The following is a 19344-nucleotide window of genomic DNA, read 5'->3' as shown; positions in this document are numbered from 1 at the left end:
CGGCCGGGTCAGTCGGCGGCTTCCGCGAGTTCCTCGGTGGCGGCGAGGTCGGCGCTGGACAGGTGACGGGACGTCTCGGCGAGCGCGCGCAGCGCCGCCTCCGACGGCGAGCCGGGCTCGGCCGCGTACAGCATCAGGCGGCTGAGCTCGGGATCGCCGGGCAGGTGCAGCGTCTCGAACGGCAGGACGAGCCGCCCGACGCCGGGATGGTCGATCCGGGCCTCGCCGTGCGTCAGGTCTGTGACGTGGTGCGCCGACCACAGCCGCCGAAACTCCGGGCTGCGCGCGCGCAGGTCGTCGATGAGCGCGCGCAGGTGCGGGTCGTCCGGGTCCTGACCGGAGCGGAAGCGCAGGTAGGCGACGTTGCGGCGGGCGACGGTGGTCCAGTTGTCGCCGAGCCGCGCCCGGTAGTCGGCGTTGAGGTGGATCTGGTGCGACCAGGTCCGCTCGTCCGGCGGGACGTTCGCGAGGTCCACGAAGATCGCGGCGGTGAGCCGGTTCCACGCGACGACGTTGGTGTAGTGCCCGACGACGTACGCGGGCGCGTGGGTGATCGAGTCGAGCAGGTGCTGCAGCGGCGGGCGCAGCCGGGCGGGCGCGTGCGGGCGGGGCCGGCGCGGCGGGTGCGCGAGGCGGTGCAGGTGGGCGTGCTCGTCGGCGTCCAGCCGCAGCGCCCGCGAGATCGCGTCGAGGACCTCGGCGGACACCCCGTCCGCGGTGCCCTGCTCCAGCCGGATGTAGTAGGCGACGCTCACGCCCGCGAGCTGCGCCAGCTCCTCGCGCCGCAGGCCCGGGACGCGGCGGCGGGTCCCGTAGGTGGTGACCCCGGCGTCCTCGGGGCGCAGCCGGGCCCGCCGCGACTTGAGGAACTCGCCGAGTTCGGTGTTGCGCGCCATGCCGGTGAGGCTATCCGGTGATCCTGCCACTGACGGTGGTACGAACGGGCGGGGGCTGGGTGTGCGCGCGGCGCGGCGCGAGAGTCGCTGCCATGAGCGTTCTCACGAGCGCCGCGGTGACCGCCCCCGAGCGGATGTCGCCGCGGCACAAGCTGATCCTGACCCTGCTGCTCGGCGCGCAGTTCATGCTCGCCATCGACTTCTCCATCCTCAACGTGGCGCTTCCCGTGGTCGGCCGGGGCCTCGGCTTCGGCCTCGGGCAGCTGCAGTGGATCGCGACGGCGTTCGCGCTGCCCGCCGCCGGGTTCACGCTGCTGTTCGGACGCGTCGCCGACCTGGCCGGACGCCGCCGCATGCTGCTCGCCGGGATGGCGCTGCTGGCCGCCGGCTCGCTGGTCGGCGGGCTCGCCGCGTCGCCCGGGATACTGCTGGCCGGCCGCGTCCTGCAGGGCCTCGCGACCGCGATCGCGACGCCCGCGGCGCTGTCGCTGCTGACCACCTCGTTCCCGGAGGGGCCGCTGCGGACGCGGGCGCTCGGGCTGAGCGGCGCGCTGATGTCCGCCGGGTTCACCGTCGGCGCGGTGCTCGGCGGCGTGCTCACCGACCTGCTGAGCTGGCGCTGGGCGTTCCTGGTCAACGTGCCGGTCGCGGTGCTGATCCTGGCGGTGACGCCGGCGCTGGTCGCCGAGAGCCGGTCGCGGGACGGCGCGCGGCTGGACGTCCCCGGCGCGGTCACCGTCACCGGCGGCCTCCTCGCCCTCGTCTACGGGATCACGACCGCCGGGCAGCACGGCTGGGGCGACCCGGTCGCGCTGGCCGCGCTGGCCGCCGCCGCCGTCCTGCTGGTCGCGTTCGTGCTGGTGGAGCGGCGCTCCCCGGCTCCGCTCGCGCCGCTGAACGTGCTGACCCGGCGCAGCGTGAGCTGGGGCAACGCGGGCGGGTTCGTGGCGTTCGCCACCGAGACGTCGCTGGTGTTCCTGATGACCCTCTACCTGCAGCAGGTCCTCGACTTCTCGCCGCTGACCACCGGCCTCGCGCTCGGCGTCCTCGGCGCCGGGACGTTCGCGGGCGGCGTCGCCGCGCCGCGCATCATGGGCCGGTTCGGCGGCCGGGCGACGCTCGTCGGCGGGCTCGTCCTGCAGGCCGCCGCGACGGCCGCGCTGCTCGGCCTCGGCGCGGAGCGCTCGGCGCTGCCGCTGATGCTCGCCGCGACCGCGATCGGCGGGTTCGGGAACCTCGTCGCGATCGTCGCGTTCATGGGGACCGCGACGTCCGGGCTGCCGGACGGCGAGCAGGGCCTCGCGACCGGCCTCGCCACCATGACGCAGCAGGTCGCGATCACCCTCGGCATCCCGGTGATGAGCGCCGTCGCCACGGCGCACGCCTCCGTCCTCGGCGGCGTGCACGCCGCGACGCTGGTCAACGCGCTCATCGCGGTCGCGGGCGGCGCCCTCGTCGGGCTGTTCCTCCGCCGCTCCTGAACTCCTGGAAGGGACGAATCCGATGGATCTCGAACTCGCCGGAAGGGTGTTCATCGTGACCGGCGCCTCCGCCGGGATCGGTGAGGCGACCGCGCGGCTCCTCGCGGACGAGGGCGCGCAGGTCGTCGGCGTCGCCCGCACCCCGCGCGGGGACGGCGTCGCCGCCGACCTCACCGACCCGTCCGCCGCGCAGCGGATCGTGGACGCGGCGCTCGACCGGCACGGCCGCCTCGACGGCCTCGTCAACAACGCCGGGGCGCTCGACTCGCGGATCGGCTTCCTGGACGTCACCGACGACCAGTGGCACGCCACGTTCGAGCTGAACTTCCACGCCGCCGTCCGGATGGCGCGCGCCGCGCTCCCCGCGCTGATCGACCAGGGCGCGGGCAGCCTGGTGCACGTGTCCAGCGAGGCGGGGCGGTTCCCCGACACCCCGCTGGTCGACTACGCGGCGTCCAAGACGGCGCTGCTGTCGGTGTCGAAGACGCTGGCGGGGGAGTTCGGCCGGTGCCGCATCCGGTCCAACGTCGTCTCGCCGGGCCCCACCCGCACCCGGCTGTGGGACGAGCCCGGCGGGTTCGCCGAGCAGCTGTCGGCGCAGTACGGGCTGCCGGTGGAGGAGGCGATCGACCGGTTCGTCCGGGAGGAGCGCCGGCTGCCGACCGGACGGCTCGGCGCGCCGCAGGACGTGGCGCGCGTCATCGCGTTCCTGCTGTCGCCGCTGTCCGCCCAGGTGACGGGCGCCGAATGGGCCGTCGACGGGGGAGCCCTCCGGCAGCTCTGAACGCGGCGGGGACCGCAAGGCGATGGGCCGGGCGCGGGGTGCCCGGCCCATCCCCGTCCTTCAGGCGGGGACCTTGTCGAGGAAGCCGGTCACGCGGTCGAAGCGGCCGTCGTCGTCGAAGGTCGCCACGTCGAAGCCGACCACGATCGCCTCGCCGCCCTCGGGGCCGAGCTCCCAGGTGAACCGGGCCACGTTGTGGTGGGCGTCGACCGCGCCCGCCGCCCGGAACACCAGGCCGGCGAACTGGCCCTGCGCGGCGGCGATGAACGCGTCGATCGCGTCGCGGCCCTCGGCGACGCCGAGCGGGTCGACGTAGATGGGGTTCTCGGTCCACAGCGCGTCGATCGCGGCGCGGCGGGCGGCGGGGTCGGTCTCGTTCCAGGCGGCCAGGTACTGCTCGACCCGCTGCTGAACGTCGCTCATCTCGGTTCTCCTGTCGTCCGTCCGGGTTCGTCCGCCCCGGTGATCTCTACGGTGCCGTGCCGGCGTCCGAAGATCGATTACCTGGGAGGTCATGCGGGGTCCGACCTGATTCGCCCGCCTTGGTGCCGGATAGTGTCGGGCTGCGAAACCCCGGGCGGGCCCGCGACGGCCGCCCCGCGGGGACGGACCCGCACCTGGGAAGGAACGTTCCAGCAGTGACCGCCGAGGCCCCCGCGCACCCCCTGCGCGCGACCGGACGCGCGGGCGCGACCGCCTCCATCGGCCTGGGCGTGCTCGGCGCGCTGTTCTTCTCCGCCTCGTTCATCGCGAACCGGATGATGGCGGTCGGCGGCGGCGCCTGGGAGTGGACCGGCGCGCTCCGCTTCCTCTTCTCGCTGCCGATCCTCCTCGCGATCGTCGGGGCGCGCGGCGGCGTCCGGCCCGTCCTGCGCGCGCTGCGCGCCGACCCGCTGCCGTGGACGCTGTGGAGCACCGTCGGATTCGGGTTCTTCTACGCCCCGCTGTGCCTGGCCGCCGACCTCGCGCCCGGCTGGACGGTCGCCGCGACCTGGCAGGTCACGATCGTCTGCGGGATGCTCCTCGCGCCGCTGCTGTACGACGACGAGCGCGGCCGGATCCCCGGCCGGGGCGCCGCGCTGTCGCTGCTGATCCTCGCCGGGGTGTTCCTCAGCCAGGTCGGCGGGCACGGCGGGACGCCCGCGGGGGCGGCGGGCGGCGCCGCGGTCGTGCTGGTCGCCGCCGTCGCCTACCCGGTCGGGAACCGCCGGACGATGGAGCTGGCCGGGGCCCGGCTGGACACCTTCCAGCGGCTGCTGGCCATGTCGGTCGGCAGCCTGCCGTTCTGGCTCGCCGTCGCCGCGGCCGGGGGCGTCCGGGCGGGAGCGCCGACGTCCGGGCAGCTCCTCGCGAGCCTGGTCGTCGCGGTGAGCTCCGGCGTGATCGCGACGTCGCTGTTCTTCGCCGCGACGCACCGCGTCCGCCGGCACCCGCTCCGGCTCGCCGCGGTGGAGGCCACGCAGGCCGCCGAGGTGGTGTTCGTCGCCCTGCTGGAACCGCTGTTCACCGCCACGGACCCGCCCGGCGCCGTAGCATGGACGGGCATCGCCGCGATCGCGCTCGGGGTCGTCCTCTATGCCTTCGCGGGCCGTCCCGCCCCCCGGGGGATGATGTCGTTTTTCTGCCAGTGAGCATGCCTGACCATGGGTGATGCTGGAGGCATGCACGAGGACGTGGAAAGATGCGTGCGGGCCGTCCGGTCGAAGGACGCCCGCTTCGACGGGTGGTTCTTCACCGGGGTCGTCACCACCGGGATCTACTGCCGCCCGAGCTGCCCGGTCGTGCCGCCGAAGCCCGAGAACATGCGGTTCTACCCCAGCGCCGCCGCCGCGCAGCAGGCCGGGTTCCGCGCCTGCAAGCGCTGCCGGCCCGACACCAGCCCCGGCTCCCCCGAATGGAATCACCGCGCGGACGTCGTCGCCCGCGCCATGCGGCTGATCGCGGACGGCGTCGTCGACCGCGAGGGCGTGCCCGGCCTCGCGGGGCGCCTCGGCTACAGCACCCGCCAGATCGAACGGCAGCTCAACGCCGAACTCGGCGCGGGGCCGCTCGCGCTCGCGCGCGCGCAACGGGCCCAGACCGCCCGGCTGCTCATCGAGACGACGCCGCTGCCCATGGGCGACATCGCGTTCGCGGCCGGATTCGCCAGCATCCGCGCGTTCAACGACACCGTCCGGGAGGTGTTCGCGCTCACCCCGACCCAGCTGCGCGACCGCGTCGCCAAGGGCCACCCGCCCGCCGGCTCGGGAACGCTGTCGCTGCGGCTGCCGTTCCGCGCGCCGCTGTGCCCCGACAACCTGTTCGGGCACCTCGCCGCCACCGCCGTCCCCGGCGTCGAGGAGTGGCGGGACGGCGCGTTCCGCCGCACCATGCGGCTCCCCCACGGGCACGGCATCGCCGCCCTGAGCCCGCGTCCCGACCACGTCGCCTGCACCCTGACGCTGAGCGACCTGCGCGACCTCACCATCGCGATCAGCCGCTGCCGCTGGATGCTCGACCTCGACGCCGACCCCGTGGCCGTCGACGACCTGCTCCGGGCGGACCCCGCCATGGCACCGCTTGTCGACAAATCACCCGGACGCCGTGTCCCGCGCACGATGGACGCCCCGGAGTTCGCCGTCCGTGCCGTGCTCGGGCAGCAGGTCTCCGTCGCCGCCGCGCGCACACACGCGGCGCGCCTCGTCACCGCCTACGGCGACCCCGTCACCGACCCGGGCGGCGGCCTCACCCACCTCTTCCCGACCCCGGCCGCGCTCGCGGAACTGGACCCCGAGGCGCTCGCCTTCCCCAAGACCCGCCGCACCACCCTCACCACCCTCGTGGACGCGCTCGCCAACGGCGAGATCGACCTCGGTGTGGGAAGCGACTGGGACGAGGCCCGGACGCGTCTCTACGCCCTCCCCGGCTTCGGCCCCTGGACGGTCGAGACGATCGCCATGCGCGCGCTGGGAGACCCCGACGCGTTCATCGCGGGCGACCTCGGCATCAAGTACGCCGCCAAGGCCCTGGGCCTCCCGACCACACCGGCGGCTCTCACCGCCCACGCCGCACGGTGGCGCCCATGGCGCGCCTACGCCGTGCAGTACCTGTGGGCCACCAGCGACCACCCCATCAACTTTCTCCCCGCCAACTGACCAGGAGACGTACCCATGGAACCGACGCACGTCGTCGTGGACAGTCCCGTCGGGCCGCTCACTCTGGTCGCCATAGACGGCGCACTGTGCGGCCTCTACATGGTGAACCAGCGGCACCGTCCGCCACAGGAGTCCTTCGGCGCCCCGGGAGACCCCGGAGCCGAACCGTTCGCCGCCACCGCCGAGCAGCTCGCCGCCTACTTCGCCGGAGAGCTGACCGCGTTCGACCTTCCGCTCGACCTGCGCGGCACTCCCTTCCAGGGACGGGTCTGGGCCGCCCTCCAGGAGATCCCCTACGGCGAGACCACCACCTACGGGGAACTCGCCGTCGAACTCGGCAAGCCCAGCGCGTCCCGGGCCGTGGGCCTCGCCAACGGCAAGAACCCGGTCGGCGTCATCGTCCCGTGCCACCGTGTCGTCGGCTCCACCGGAAGCCTCACCGGCTACGGCGGCGGCCTCGACCGCAAGCGTTACCTCCTCGACTTCGAGCGGGGGACCCGCAGCGTCGAGGCGGCGCTCTTCTGAGCCACCGGGCTCCCCCGGAACGCCAGCCCGGCCAGGACGAACAGGACCCCGCCCGCGAAGAACCACGGCTCGTACAGCAGCGTGATGAACCGCTCGTCGGCGCCGAGATCCCCCGCGGCCTCGGTGCCGGCGGCCAGGCCGACCCAGTCCGGGACCGTCGGCAGCGCGTGCACCAGCAGCAGCCCGGCCGTCCCCCAGACGCCCAGGCTCAGCCACCGCCGCGAGATCCGCGCGCCCCACGGCCGGACGAGCGCCAGCGCCAGGACGGCCCCGGCCAGCGACAACGGGATCGCCGCCACGTCCACGACCAGCAACGGCACGTTGTCGAACAGGCTCTGCCCCGCCGGGAGCCCGGCCCGGCCACCCGCCAGCCAGTAGACGTGCACCAGCGCGAACAGCACCGCCCATGCCGCCGCCGCGTACGCGCCGACCGGGAACCTGCGGGCCGCCTTGCGGAAAGCCACTGCGTCGCTCATGCCCCCATCCTCCGGCGCGCCCGGCCGCCCGGCCTTCCCCCGCCGGTCGCGGGCACCTCCCCCGAACGGGGGAATCACCGTTCTGTCAGAGTCGGGAGTTACCGTGCTCGGAGAGCACGCGAAACGTGGAAAGGCAGACCAAGGTGGAGTTCCGAGTCGACCGTCAAACGCTCGCCGAGGCCGTGGCGTGGGCGGCGCGGACGCTGCCCGCGCGCCCCGCGCTGCCCGTCCTCGCCGGCATGCTCGTCGAGGCCGCCGCCGACGGCGGGCTCACGTTCGCCGGATTCGACTACGAGGCGTCCACCCGCGCGCGCGTCGACGCCGAGGTCGCCGAGCCCGGCCGCGCCCTCGTCCCCGGCCGGCTCCTCGCCGAGATCGTCCGGAGCCTGCCCGCGCAGCCCGTGGAGTTCACCACCAAGGGCGCCGAGGTCGTCGTCCGCTGCGGCCCCGCCGAGTTCGGCCTGCTCACCCTGCCCGTCGAGGACTACCCGACGCTGCCCGAGCCGCCCGCGCGCGCCGGCACCGTCCCCGGCGACCTGTTCGCCGCCGCCGTCGCCCAGGTCGTCCCGGCCGCCGGGCGCGACGACACCCTCCCCATGCTCACCGGGGTCCGCATCGACATCGACGGCGACACCATGTGGCTCGCCTGCACCGACCGGTACCGCATCGCCGCCCGCGAGCTGACCTGGTCGCCCGCCGAGGCCGGGTTCACCGCCGGCGTCGTCGTGCCCGCCCGCACCCTCGCCGACACCGCCAAGGCCATCCGCCCCGGCGCCGAGGTCGCCCTCGACCTCACCGGCGCCGCCGACACCCTGATCGGCGTCTCCGGCGGCGGCCGCAGCATGACCAGCCGCCTCCTCGACGACCAGTACATCAACTACCGGTCCCGGCTCACCGGCGACTGGTCGTCGGTCGCGGAGATCCGCACCGCGCCGTTCGTCGAGGCGATCAAGCGGGTCGCGCTGGTCACCGAGCGCGGCACCCCGATCCGGCTCGGGTTCACCGCCGGCGAGGTCCGCGTCCGCGCCGCGTCCGGCGACGCCGCCCGCGCCAACGAGAGCCTCGGCGTCGAGCTGTCCGGCGACGACATCGACATCGCGTTCGCGCCCCAGTACCTGCTGGACGGCCTCGCCGGCATCGACACCGAGTACGCCCGCCTGGAATGCGCCGGCCCGACCAAGGCCGCGCTGCTCACCGGCATCCCCGACCGGAAGGACGGCGAGGAGCCGCCCGCCGACGCCCCGTCCGACACCGGCTTCCGCTACCTCGCCATGCCCGTCCGCCTCTCCGCCTGACCCCGCCCGCCGCCGGAGCCCCGTGCCCGGCGGGTCAGAGGTCGAGGACGGCCAGGACGAACCGCAGGTCGCCGACGGCGGCGTTGCCGTAGGAGTGCGGGCGGTCGCCGACGAACACGGCGGCCGTCCCCGCCTCCAGCAGGTCGGTGCGGCCGTCCACGCCGAGCGTCAGCGTGCCCGCCTCCACGTAGACGATCTCCTTGGTGCCGGGGACGTGGGCGTCGCTCTCGCGGACCTCGCCGGGCCGCAGCTCCCACCGCCACAGCTCCAGCGACGGCCGCGGATCGCTGCCCGCGAGCAGCGTGCCCGTCCCGCCGTTCGCGCCCTCCCACAGCACGACGTGCCGTTCCGGGCGGAACACCCGCACCGGCGGCTCCTCCTCCACCTGCACCAGCCGGGTCAGCGGGACGCCGAGCGCGTCGGAGATCCGGATGAGCGTGCCGAGGTTGGGGTTGCCGCGCCCCTGCTCCAGCCCGACCAGCACGCCCTTGCTGACGCCGGACCGCCCGGCCAGCTCGTCCAGGCTCCAGCCGTGCCCCGCCCGCAGCGCCCGGACGGTCCGCGCGACGGCCTCGCCGATCGCCTGCTGCCCGCCCGACCCGTTCTCCTGCCCGCTCAACCCCGGCCTCCCGCCCGCACGGCCCGTGATCCGACGCCCTCCACGATCCCACCATCACCGGTCGCCGGCGTCCCGGCGGGCCCTCCGCGGCGTCAGGGCAGCCAGTGGCCGTCGCGCATCAGGTCGCGGTCGGGCAGCTCGTTCACCTCCCGCCACGCCTGGACGCGGCGCGGGGTGACGCGGAACCAGCGGTACGCGCCGGCCGACGTGCGCGGGTCGAAGCCGGTGCGCTCGGCGAACAGGTCGGCCCGCTCGCGCGGCAGCGCGTCCAGGTCGAGGGCCTCCACGTCCCCGTCGATCACGGTGACGTCGCGGGTGGGGCCGAGGCCGAGCCGGACGGTGCGGGCGGCGGCGAGGTTCCGGCCGGTCGGGCTGCCGGCCGGGGTGGCCATCAGCAGCGCCTCCCCGTCCCAGTCGAAGGACAGCGGCACCAGGTACGGGACGCCGTCGGGCGAGGCGGTGGCCACCCAGACGTCCACGTCGTGGGCGAGGCGGTGCTCGGTGTCGCCGCGGCGCCGGGCGCGGGACCGGGGTTCGGGAACGGTCCGGGTCTCCTGCTCGGAAGGGCTGGTCATGGTCGCTCCGGTGGTCGTGGGTTCGTGACCGGCCCGGGCGTCGCGCCGGGCCGGCCGGCGTGGTCCCAGCCTCTCCCCGCCGGGGCGCGGGCCGCCTCCGTGCCGGTCACGGAAACGACCACGGATAATGAACCGGTGTCCAGTCCAGCGGTGTCGGCCCGGGAGGCCGAGGTGCTCGCGCTGCTCGGGGAGCACCTCAGCAACGCGGAGATCGCCGCACGGCTGGTGATCTCCGTGCGCACCGTCGAGTCGCACGTCTCGTCGCTGCTGCGCAAGCTGCGGCTCCCGGACCGGCGGGCGCTCGCCCGGCACGCCGCCGAGGTCGCGCGCGCCGAGGAGGCGCAGGCGGCGCCCGCGCTGCCGGCGCCGCTGACCGCGTTCATCGGCCGGGCCCGGGAGCGCGGCGAGCTGGCCGGCGCGGTGCGGGCGCACCGGCTGGTGACCGTGGCCGGCCCGGGCGGGGTGGGCAAGACGCGGCTGGCGCTGGCCGTGGCGGCGGACATGGCGGGCGACTTCCCCGACGGCGTGTGGTTCGCCGACCTCGTCCCGGTCACCGAGCCGGGCCGGGTGGGGGCGGCTGTCGCGGCGGCCGTGGGCGTCGGCGAGCAGCCGGGCCGCGGCATCGACGACGCGGTGCCGGCCGCGCTGGCGGACCGCCGGGCGCTGCTGGTGCTGGACAACTGCGAGCACGTGCGCGACGGCGTCGCGCCGTTCGTGGAGCGGCTCCTGGCGGCCTGCCCGCGGCTGCGGGTGCTCGTGACGAGCCGGGCCCGGCTGATGGTGCCGTTCGAGCGGGTGGTGCCGGTCCCGCCGCTGTCGCGGGAGGGCGGCGACGAGTCGGACGCGGTGGCGCTGTTCATGGACCGGGCGGCGGCGGTCGGGTGGCCGCCGGGCCCGGCGGTGAGCGAGGGGGTCCTGGCCGTCTGCGAGCGGCTCGGCGGCATGGCGCTGGCGATCGAGCTGGCGGCGGCGCGGTGGGCGACGCTCGGCCTGGACGGCCTGACCGCCGGGCTCTCCGACCAGCTGCGGATCCTCACCGGCGGGTCCCGCGCGGACGACCGGCACCGGTCGGTGCGGGCGGTGCTGGACTGGAGCCACGACCTGCTGGAGCCGGAGGACCGGGCGCTGCTGCGCCGGGTGTCGGTGTTCGTCGCGCCGTTCACCGCGGAGGCCGCGGCGGACGTCGCCGGGTTCGGCCCGCTGGACCCGGCTGCGGTCGTCGACGGGCTCGGCCGCCTCGCCGAGCAGAGCCTCCTCTCGGTGGCGCCGTCGGAGACCGGCACCCGCTACCACGCGCTGGAGACGATCCGCCAGTACGGCACGGAGCGGCTCGCCGGCGCGGGCGAGGCGGCGGACGTCCGGTCGCGCCATCTGGCGTGGTGCCTGGCCGCCGCCGGCGCCCTGTCCGGCACCGGCGGCGCGGACTGGCGCGTCCGGTTCGACGCCGTCGCCGAGGACCTGCGGGCCGCCCTCACCTGGGCCTCCGACCAGCCGGAACACCGCGCGGACGCCTGCCGTCTCGCCCGCTCGATGGGCGAGCTGGCCTTCGCGCGCACGCTGCTCGGCGAGGCGCAGCAGCGGTTCGAGCAGGCCGCCGGGCTCGCCGGCGGCGCCGAGGCCGCCGCCGCGCTGCGGCAGGCAGCCGCCGTCGCCGGGTGCCGCAGCGTGGACGGCGAGATGTTCCGCCTGTACCGCGCCGCCGCCGAGTCCGCCCGCCGGGCCGGGGACTCCGCCGGCGCCGGACGCGACCTGGCGACGGCCGCGACCGTCGCGTACCGCTTCTCCAGCTCGTTCGAGCACGTCCCGCGCGTGGACGAGGTGACCGCCATGCTCGCGGAGGCGCGCGCGCTGTCCGGCGACGACGCGGGCGCCGGGGCGGCCGTCGCGCTGGCCGAGGCGGCGGTGCTCGCGGACGCGTTCGGCTCCGTCCAGGGGGATCCGGAGAATCCCGCGCAGGAGACGGTCGGGGAGGCCGAACGGGCGGTCGAGCTGGCCCGGCGCGCGGGCGACCCGGTGGCGGAGTCCGCCGCCCTCGACGCGCTCTCCGGCGCCCTGAGCTGGGCGGGCGACTCCTTCGGTGCGGCGGCCGCGGCCCGGCGCCGGATCGGCCTGCTGCCGGCCGAGCCGTCCGGGCCGGCCGAGACCCACGAGCTGATGGACGCGCTCGCGATGGCCGCCGGGACCTGCGTCGGGGTGGGCGAGCTGCCGGACGCGCGCCGGTTCGGCGGGCGCCTCGCCGGGCATCCGCTGCTGGCCGAGGCGGGCCACCACGCCACGTCCTGGCTGCTGGTCGCGGACGCGTTCGCGGGGAACGCCGGCGACGTCCTCGCCGGCAGCCTGCGGTTCCGCGACGCGTGGGAGCAGAGCGGGCGGCTGCGGACGCGCTCGCTCGGCCCCGCCGCCGCGTCCGTCGCGATGATCCACGGCCTGCGCGGCGACGCCGGCGCCCGGAAGGCGTGGCTCGCGATCGTCGACGAGGCCGGTCCGGAGGCGGACCACCGCCTCGGATACGGCGCGGTCTTCGACGCCATGGTCCGGCTCCACCACGGCGACGCCGCCGCGGCGCTGGACCGCGTCGCTCCCGCGCCCGGCGAGGTGTGGAAGTGGGTCTGCTGGGTGTGGCTGCACTGGTACGCGGCGCTGCGGGCGGAGGCGGCGGTGCTCGCCGGGCACGCCGCCGCCCGGGACCGGATCGCCGCCGCCCGGACCGTGGTCGCCGGCAACCCGGTCGCCTCCGCCCAGGTGGACCGGGCGGAGGCGCTGCTCGACGGCGACGTGCCGCGCCAGCTCGCCGCGGCGGCGGCGTTCGAGGCGGCGGGCTGCCGCTACCAGGCGGCCCGCACGCTGGTGCTCGCCGGGGGCGGGCACGCCGCCGCCGGGCAGGCCGCGCTCGCCGATCTCGGCCTCGCGCCCATGACCGTCCGGTAGCGCGGTCAGCCGACCGCTCGCTTCACCAGCTCGGCGATCCGGGCCTCGACCTCCTCCGTCATCTCGGTCAGCGCGAAGCCGGTCGCCCACATCGGGCCGTCGTCCAGCTTCGCCAGGTCGCTGAAACCGAGCGTCGCGTAGCGCGCCTTGAACTTCTCCGCGTTCTGGAAGAAGCAGACGACCTTGCCGTTCAGCGCGTAGGCGGGCATCCCGTACCAGGTCTTCGGCGCGAGCCGGGGGGCGGCCGCCGTGACGACGGCGTGGACCCGCTCGGCCATCACCCGGTCCGGGTCGTCCATCGCGGCGATCTTCTCGAGCACGTCCCGCTCCGCCTCCGCCGCCTTCTCGGCCTCCGAGGCGCGCCGCGCCGCCTTCTTCTGCTCCTTGGCGTGCTCCTTCATCGCGGCCCGCTCCTCGGCCGTGAAACCCTCGTAACCGCCGTTCCCGGTGGCCGCCATGATCGCTCCTTCGGTGGTGGTTCCTCGCGATCGCCGGTGCCGTCCCCGGCCGATCGCCGTGGTCACAGCCTTCCCCACCGGGAGTGCGGGTCGCCTCCGTGCTCACCACTGAATGTCCATTACGGAGCGGACCCCGGCGCCGGTCCGCGCGGTCACGCGGGGTGCGGCGCCGCGGCGGCCAGGCCGTGGACCCAGTCGAAGATCACCTCGTGCGCCTGCTGGAGGGCGCCGTTCTGGCAGTGCAGGTGCCCGCCGTCGGCCTCGGCGAAGGTGTGGACCCGCACGGAGCGGGCGCCGGTGAGGCGGGCGGCGAAGTCGCGGCCGAGCGCGGGGTCGTAGAAGTGCTCGCGCTCGGCCAGCAGGACGAGGGCGTCCGCGGTGATCCCGCCGGCCCAGGCGCGGTCGTCGAAGGGGCGCATCGCGTCGATCAGGCCGGGCAGCGTCCCGGCGCCGAACGTCCAGAGCGCGTTGGCGATCCCCCAGCGGGCCTGCGCGTCGAACCGGCCGTACAGGGGGACGGCGCGCCGCATCCACCACGGCATGCGCCGGAACGCGCCGCGCGCCGGCCGGGGCACGTTGTGGAGGAACGCGGTGAGCATTCCGGGGAAGTAGTCGTACAGGACGACACCGTCGTAGCGCGGTTCGAACGCGGCGGCCCTGGCGAGGAGGTGGCCGCCGAAGCTGATGCCGGCGCCGACCAGGAGCCGCGGCTCGACGAGGCCGGACAGCCAGTCGATCACCGCCCGGGTGGGACGCTCCCACTCGGCGGTGAACGGCATGCCGTGCTCGCGCAGCGCCGACCCCTGGCCCGGCCCGGTGAACATCAGCACGCAGTGGCCGCGCCGCACGGCCGCGGCGCCGAGCATGAAGTACAGCTCCTCCAGCGTGGAGTCGAAGCCGCCCTGCACGACCAGCACCGTGCGGGCGTCCGGGTCCGGGGGGCGCATGAACAGCGCCTCCAGGTCGGCGCCGTCGTAGGGGATGCGGGTGCGGGCGATGTCCGTGCCGAGGGCGTCGAGCCCGGCGTCGAACAGGTCGCGGCAGGCCGCCGCGGTCGCGGTGCGGCGCGGGTCGGCCGGGTCCAGGAAGAACTCGGCCTGCCGCGTGTAGTTGGCGGCCCTGAGCAGCGCGGTGCCCCGGGACACGGGCTCGCCGTACGCGCGTCCCCGCGCCGCCACCCGGTCCGCCATCGCGGACCACTCCCGGTACCACGACTCGAAGCCGCCCCGGCGGACGCGTGCCATGACGGCGGCGACCTCGCCGAACTCGCCGCCGTCGTAGGCCGCGGCCCACAGCCCGCGCAGCGCCTCGAAGTCGAACGCGGGCGTCCGGGAGAACCTGATCCTGCGCATGCGGCCCCATTTCTGTGTCATGACACATATCTGCCGGCGCCGAGCATATGCATGTCATGACACGTAAAGCAATAGACTCGTCCCGTGGAGCCCGTACTCGAACTGCTCATGGCCCTGAAGACCGCGCAACGCGAGGTCGAGCGGCGGTTCAACCACCTGCTGCGCCCCCTCGGCGTCACCGCCGTCCAGGCCGAGGCGCTGCTGATCATCGCCGACGAGCAGCCGGTCTCCATCGCCGACCTGGGCGCCCGGATGGCCGCCGACCCCGGCCATCCGAGCCGCCTCGCCGACCGCCTCGCCGCGGCCGGATGGATCGACCGCCGCCCCTCGCCCCGCGACGGGCGCCGGACCGACCTCACCCTCACCCCGGACGGCCGGGACCTGGTCGAGCGCATCGTCGCCGCCCGGCGGCCGTACTTCGACCGGGCGGCCGCCGCGCTCGCCGAGACCGGCCTCGACGGCGTCCTGCCGGACCTCCGGCGCCTGCTCGACCTGGTCCGCGCGCTCCCCGACCCGGCTGACGGATCCGCGGCGACCGACCCCGGCTGACCGAACCTGAGCGGCTGATCGGGGGTGGGCTCGCCGGAGAACAACCGGCCGCGTCCGCGTGTTGGAGATAACGGCTTTCCCAGAGCGCCCCTTCGGTCGGTATGATGAACTTTCGAGTTCACTCAAATGACCGCCAGAAGGGGAGCGACGGGATGCTGGAGCGGATCACCGTGGACGAGGCCGTGCGGGAGCTCCGTCCCGACTTCGCCGTGCTCGTCATGACCGCCGAGGGCCTGCACAACGGGCCGAGCGACGCGGTCTCCGAGGCATGGCTGCGCGAGGCCGGCGCGCACGCCGACGCCGCGGACCCGCACGTCGAGGCGTGGCACGAGGCGTACCGGGCGTTCGGCGCGAAGCCGAAGCGGACCCGCCCGTCCGTGGACGCCCTGCTGCGCCGCGCCGACGCGCTCCCCGCCGTCAACAAGGTCGTCGACGCCTACAATGCCGTCAGCGTCGCCCACGCCCTGCCGATCGGCGGCGAGGACCTCGACGCCTACCAGGGCCCCGCCCGGCTGGTCAGGGCCGCAGGCGACGAGCCGTTCGACGTGATCGCCGCCGGTGAGCCCGCCGTGGAGCACCCGGACGCCGGCGAGGTCGTCTGGCGCGACGACGCCGGCGTCACCTGCCGGCGCTGGAACTGGCGGCAGTGCGTCCGGACCCGGCTCACCGAGACCACCAAGAACGGCCTGTTCCTGCTGGAGCGCCTCGCGCCCTACCCCCTGGAGCGGCTGCACGCCGCCGGCGACGACCTCGCCGCCCGGCTGCGCGAGATCTCCCCGGACGTCCGGATCGAGAGCCGGCTCGTCGGCGGGGCGTGATGGTCACCGCCCTCGCCCTCGTCACCGCCGTCGCGTTCGGCGTCGCCGACTTCCTCGGCGGCGCCGTCTCGCGCCGGTCCACCGCGCTGAAGACCCTGGCGCTGTCCGCCCCGGTGGGGCTGCTCGTCGCCGTCGCGGCCGCGCTGCTCGCCGGCGGCGCGCCCGCGCCCGGCCCGGTCGCCTGGGGTTTCCTCGGCGGGCTCAGCGGCGGCATCGGCCTCATCACCTTCTACCGCGCGCTCGCCCGCGGCCCGATGAACGTCGTCGCGCCGGTGTCCGCGCTGGCCTCCGCGGTCCTGCCGGTCGGCGCCGGCGTCCTGCGCGGCGAGCGGCTGGACGAGACGGCCCTGCTCGGCGTCCTGCTGTGCCTGGCCGCGATCGGCCTGGTCAGCATGGAGAAGGGCGGGGAGGCCGAACCGTCCGGGACCGCCTCCCTCGTCCGCCGGCCGCTGGACAGCGGCCCGCTGATGGCGCTGGTGTCCGGCTCCTGCTTCGGCGTCTTCTTCATCGTGCTGAAGGCGGCCGGGGACGGCGCCGGGCTCTGGCCGATCGCCGCCGCCCGCATCGGCACCCTGACCGTCGTGTTCACGGCGCTGCTGATCACCCTGCGGACGCGCGGCGGCGACCGGGGCCCGCGGGTGAGGGGCCGGGCGCTGATCGGCCTCGCCCTGCTGTCCGGCATCCTCGACTCCGGCGCCAACGCCCTCTACTACCTGGCCGTCCAGGACGGCCTGCTCAGCCTCGTCACCGTCCTGACGTCGCTCTACCCGGCCATCACGGTGCTGCTGGCGAGGATCGCCTACAGCGAGCGGCTCCGCGCCGTGCAGCGCGTCGGGATGGCGATCGCGGTGGCGGGGGTCGCGCTCGTCACCGTCGGCTGACGCCTGCGAGGAACCGGCGCCGTCCACGGGGACCGGCGTTCATGAAAAAGGGCCGCGACCCGGATCCGGGTCGCGGCCCTCTCGACTGTGGCGGTGGTGGTGGGATTCGAACCCACGGAAGCTTGCACTTCACACGCTTTCGAGGCGTGCGCCCTCGTCCACTAGGCGACACCACCGCGGGGAAGCCTACCGGACTCTGCGGTGTACGAAGAACTCGGAGAGCAGCGCGCCGCACTCCGCCGCCAGCACCCCCGCGAGCACCTCGGGCCGGTGGTTCAGGCGGCGGTCCCGGACGACGTCCCATAGCGACCCGACGGCGCCCGCCTTCGGGTCGACCGCCCCGTACACGACCCGGTCCACCCGCGCCTGGACGGACGCGCCGGCGCACATCGTGCACGGCTCCAGCGTCACCACGAGCGTGCAGCCGGACAGCCGCCACTCCCCGCGCGCCCTCGCGGCGGCCCGCATCGCGACGATCTCCGCGTGCCCGGTCGGGTCGGCGCTCCGCTCCCGGTCGTTGCGGCCGGTCCCGATCACCGTGCCCGAGCCGTCCAGAACCACGGCGCCCACCGGGATCTCGCCGTCGGCGGCGGCGGCGCGCGCCTCGTCCAGAGCCCGGCGCATCGCCGCGCCGAACTCCTCGTCCGGTTCGGCCATGGAGTCGGCCTCGGAGTCAGTCACGGAGGCGGTCGAACTCCTCGCCGAACCCGGCGCGCTCGGCGACGGCCAGCAGCGCGTCGCCGGGCAGGGCCCGCTCGCCCAGGTCGCTGAGCTGCTCCGGGGCGACCCCGAGGTCCTCCAGCAGCGCGGGGTCGCCGCCGGCGTCGCCGTCCGGGACCTCCCCGACGAGTTGGTGGAACAGCGCGGCGAGCCCGTCCTCGCGGGCGGCCGACACGTACGCGCGGGGCTCGTCGTCGCCGTCCAGCCGGACGACCGCGAACCAGTCGTCGTCCTGCTCGACCAGCAGGACCACCGGGTCGCCGTAGGACTCGACGGCGGCCTCCCGCATCAGGTCGGCGACGTCGTCGACGTGCTCGGCCTCGGCGAGCTCGGCCTCGGCCCCGACCCAGCCCTGCGGGCTCTGCGCGAACACGGCGGCGAAGTACGGCACCTGCCCATTGTGACCCACGGGGTTGCGCCGGTCACACCCCTCGCGCGCTTTCGGTCATGAGGATATTTCGGGTTTTGTCCCATGGCGGTCCCCTGCGGTTCTTCCCCCGGTGCCCCAATGATCGTGATACTTCTCACCGGCCGGGCGGCGGGAGGAGCACCATGGGCAAGGACGAACTGACGAGGCGCGGGTTCCTGGCGGGAACGGCGGGGGCCGCCGCGCTCATCGCGGCGAGCGGGGCGGGCGGGACGGCGGCCGACGCGGCGGCGACCGTCCGGGCGCCCGTCTCCGAACTCCCCGACCCCGCCGACTCCGGCATCGACCACATCGTCGTCGTCATGATGGAGAACCGGTCCTTCGACCACTACATGGGCTGGGTCCCCGGCGCCGACGGCGAGCAGGCCGGGCTCACCTTCACCGACGCGCAGGGCGACGCGCACGACACCCACCACCTCAAGGTCCCGTACGGGTGCGGCTTCAACGACCCCGACCACTCCTACGAGGGCGGCCGCACCGAGTACAACGGCGGCGCCTGCGACGGATGGCTGCGCGCCGGCGACAACGACGTCTTCTCCATCGGCTACTTCAAGGGACCCGACCTCGGCTTCCACGGCCGCGCCGCCCTCGACTGGACGCTCTGCGACCGCTACTTCGCCGCCGTCATGTCGTCCACGTTCCCCAACCGGATCTTCCAGCACGCCGGGCAGACCGACCGGATCTCAAACACCTTCACCTTCTCCGAGCTCACCACGGTCTGGGACCGGCTGAAGGCGGAGAGGATCCCCGCGCACTACTACTTCAGCGATGTGCCGTTCACCGCGCTGTGGGGCCTCAAGCACCTCGACATCAGCCGCCACATCAACTACTTCTACGACGACGCCAAGCACGGCAGGCTGCCCGCCGTCAGCTTCGTCGAGCCCGGCTTCGTCGGCGAGGCGCTGCCCGGACTGTCCGAGGACGAGCACCCGCTCGCCGACATCCGGTTCGGCCAGAGCTTCCTCAACCGGGTCTACACGGCGATCATCGACTCGCCGAACTGGGCCCGCACCCTGCTGGTGATCAACTACGACGAGTGGGGCGGGTTCTTCGACCACGTCCCGCCGCCGGCCGGCCCCGACCCGCGTCCCGACCTCGGCACCGGGCTGCGCGGCTTCCGCGTCCCCTGCCTGCTGATCTCACCGCGCGCCCGGCGCGGCGCCATCGCCCACGAGGTGTACGACCACACGTCCGTGCTCAAGGCGATCGAGTGGCGCTGGGGCCTCGAACCGCTGTCCGTGCGGGACGCCGCCGCCCGCAACATCGCCGAGGTCCTCGACTTCGAGAGCGCCCCCCGGCTGAAGGCGCCGCACTACGACGTGCCGCGCCCGCTCACCCTCGGCTGCATCGACCCGCAGCACACCCACGCCGGCGACGACTGGGCCCAGCTCAACGCCTACGCCCTCACCCACGGGTTCAGGTGACG

20 protein-coding genes and 1 tRNA gene are annotated in these 19344 nt (G+C 75.1%); 11 read left to right on the top strand and 10 right to left on the bottom strand.

Annotated elements, in window-relative coordinates; translation table 11 throughout:
• Positions 1–8 precede the first annotated feature (8 nt).
• Entirely contained in the window at positions 9–896 is an 888-nt protein-coding gene (locus J4557_RS07655; RefSeq protein ID WP_208265715.1) for a helix-turn-helix domain-containing protein, read from the bottom strand.
• 92 nt (positions 897–988) lie between these two features.
• Here J4557_RS07655 and J4557_RS07650 point away from each other — a divergent pair, with 92 nt between their 5' ends.
• Positions 989–2377, top strand: coding sequence for an MFS transporter (locus tag J4557_RS07650; protein ID WP_208265714.1), 1389 nt, complete (start codon positions 989–991; stop codon positions 2375–2377).
• 22 nt (positions 2378–2399) lie between these two features.
• The gene (locus J4557_RS07645; protein ID WP_208265713.1) at positions 2400–3161 is read left to right on the top strand and encodes an SDR family NAD(P)-dependent oxidoreductase; all 762 of its coding nucleotides are present in this window, start codon (positions 2400–2402) and stop codon (positions 3159–3161) included.
• A 60-nt stretch (positions 3162–3221) separates the two neighbouring features.
• Here the strand turns inward: J4557_RS07645 and J4557_RS07640 are convergent, their stop codons facing one another.
• The gene (locus tag J4557_RS07640; protein WP_208265712.1) at positions 3222–3584 is read right to left on the bottom strand and encodes a nuclear transport factor 2 family protein; all 363 of its coding nucleotides are present in this window, start codon (positions 3582–3584) and stop codon (positions 3222–3224) included.
• Positions 3585–3799: 215 nt separating this feature from the next.
• On the opposite strand from J4557_RS07640, the gene J4557_RS07635 reads away from it, so the two are divergent.
• Genes J4557_RS07635 through J4557_RS07625 form a run of 3 tightly spaced genes read left to right on the top strand, consistent with a single transcriptional unit; the run spans position 3800 to position 6820 of the window.
• Positions 3800–4792 carry a DMT family transporter gene (locus J4557_RS07635; RefSeq protein WP_208265711.1) on the top strand — a complete coding sequence of 331 codons (993 nt, stop codon included), beginning with the start codon at positions 3800–3802 and terminating at the stop codon, positions 4790–4792.
• 30 nt (positions 4793–4822) lie between these two features.
• The gene (locus J4557_RS07630) at positions 4823–6295 is read left to right on the top strand and encodes an AlkA N-terminal domain-containing protein (RefSeq protein WP_208265710.1); all 1473 of its coding nucleotides are present in this window, start codon (positions 4823–4825) and stop codon (positions 6293–6295) included.
• Between the two features lie 15 nt (positions 6296–6310).
• Positions 6311–6820, top strand: coding sequence for a methylated-DNA--[protein]-cysteine S-methyltransferase (locus tag J4557_RS07625; protein WP_208265709.1), 510 nt, complete (start codon positions 6311–6313; stop codon positions 6818–6820).
• On the opposite strand, the gene J4557_RS07620 is transcribed toward J4557_RS07625, so the two are convergent.
• Entirely contained in the window at positions 6766–7296 is a 531-nt protein-coding gene (locus J4557_RS07620) for a DUF3995 domain-containing protein (RefSeq protein WP_208265708.1), read from the bottom strand. The two genes, J4557_RS07625 and J4557_RS07620, sit on opposite strands and share 55 nt — an antisense overlap.
• A gap of 143 nt (positions 7297–7439) precedes the next feature.
• Here J4557_RS07620 and dnaN point away from each other — a divergent pair, with 143 nt between their 5' ends.
• Entirely contained in the window at positions 7440–8591 is a 1152-nt protein-coding gene (gene dnaN / locus J4557_RS07615; protein ID WP_372442454.1) for a DNA polymerase III subunit beta, read from the top strand.
• A 34-nt stretch (positions 8592–8625) separates the two neighbouring features.
• Here the strand turns inward: dnaN and J4557_RS07610 are convergent, their stop codons facing one another.
• Both J4557_RS07610 and J4557_RS07605 read right to left on the bottom strand, forming a co-directional pair.
• On the bottom strand, positions 8626–9210 hold the full coding sequence (locus tag J4557_RS07610) for a helix-turn-helix domain-containing protein (protein ID WP_243775406.1): 585 nt from the start codon (positions 9208–9210) through the stop codon (positions 8626–8628).
• A gap of 92 nt (positions 9211–9302) precedes the next feature.
• Positions 9303–9785, bottom strand: a complete 483-nt coding sequence (locus tag J4557_RS07605) for a pyridoxamine 5'-phosphate oxidase family protein (RefSeq protein WP_208265706.1) — start codon at positions 9783–9785, stop codon at positions 9303–9305.
• A 135-nt stretch (positions 9786–9920) separates the two neighbouring features.
• Between J4557_RS07605 and J4557_RS07600 the strand changes: the two genes are divergently transcribed.
• Positions 9921–12713: an ATP-binding protein gene (locus J4557_RS07600; RefSeq protein ID WP_307799508.1), complete on the top strand. Its 2793-nt coding sequence runs from the start codon at positions 9921–9923 to the stop codon at positions 12711–12713.
• A 5-nt stretch (positions 12714–12718) separates the two neighbouring features.
• Here J4557_RS07600 and J4557_RS07595 read toward each other — a convergent pair whose 3' ends face one another.
• Together J4557_RS07595 and J4557_RS07590 are read right to left on the bottom strand one after the other, a co-directional pair.
• A complete protein-coding gene (locus tag J4557_RS07595) occupies positions 12719–13171 on the bottom strand; it encodes an iron chaperone (protein WP_208265704.1) in 453 nt (150 codons plus the stop codon).
• Positions 13172–13323: 152 nt separating this feature from the next.
• Positions 13324–14523: an alpha/beta hydrolase family protein gene (locus J4557_RS07590; RefSeq protein WP_208265703.1), complete on the bottom strand. Its 1200-nt coding sequence runs from the start codon at positions 14521–14523 to the stop codon at positions 13324–13326.
• Between the two features lie 84 nt (positions 14524–14607).
• On the opposite strand from J4557_RS07590, the gene J4557_RS07585 reads away from it, so the two are divergent.
• From J4557_RS07585 to J4557_RS07575, 3 genes are all read left to right on the top strand, one after another.
• On the top strand, positions 14608–15072 hold the full coding sequence (locus J4557_RS07585) for a MarR family winged helix-turn-helix transcriptional regulator (RefSeq protein ID WP_208265702.1): 465 nt from the start codon (positions 14608–14610) through the stop codon (positions 15070–15072).
• A gap of 152 nt (positions 15073–15224) precedes the next feature.
• A complete protein-coding gene (locus tag J4557_RS07580) occupies positions 15225–15890 on the top strand; it encodes a B3/B4 domain-containing protein (RefSeq protein WP_208265701.1) in 666 nt (221 codons plus the stop codon).
• The gene (locus tag J4557_RS07575; RefSeq protein WP_208265806.1) at positions 15890–16771 is read left to right on the top strand and encodes an EamA family transporter; all 882 of its coding nucleotides are present in this window, start codon (positions 15890–15892) and stop codon (positions 16769–16771) included. Before J4557_RS07580 ends, J4557_RS07575 begins: the two co-directional genes overlap by 1 nt.
• An 88-nt stretch (positions 16772–16859) precedes the next feature.
• Here the strand turns inward: J4557_RS07575 and J4557_RS07570 are convergent.
• From J4557_RS07570 to J4557_RS07560, 3 genes are all read right to left on the bottom strand, one after another.
• Positions 16860–16947: transfer RNA gene (locus J4557_RS07570), tRNA-Ser, on the bottom strand.
• A gap of 10 nt (positions 16948–16957) precedes the next feature.
• A complete protein-coding gene (tadA, locus tag J4557_RS07565; protein ID WP_208265805.1) occupies positions 16958–17428 on the bottom strand; it encodes a tRNA adenosine(34) deaminase TadA in 471 nt (156 codons plus the stop codon).
• A 16-nt stretch (positions 17429–17444) separates the two neighbouring features.
• Positions 17445–17882, bottom strand: a complete 438-nt coding sequence (locus J4557_RS07560; protein WP_208265700.1) for a tRNA adenosine deaminase-associated protein — start codon at positions 17880–17882, stop codon at positions 17445–17447.
• Between the two features lie 161 nt (positions 17883–18043).
• Here J4557_RS07560 and J4557_RS07555 point away from each other — a divergent pair, with 161 nt between their 5' ends.
• A complete protein-coding gene (locus J4557_RS07555; RefSeq protein WP_208265699.1) occupies positions 18044–19342 on the top strand; it encodes an alkaline phosphatase family protein in 1299 nt (432 codons plus the stop codon).
• Positions 19343–19344 lie beyond the last annotated feature (2 nt).

The organism is Actinomadura nitritigenes, from assembly GCF_017573545.1.
GTDB lineage: Bacteria > Actinomycetota > Actinomycetes > Streptosporangiales > Streptosporangiaceae > Spirillospora > Spirillospora nitritigenes.
Note: the sequence above shows the minus strand (reverse complement) of the source record. Positions and strands in the feature narration are given on the sequence as shown.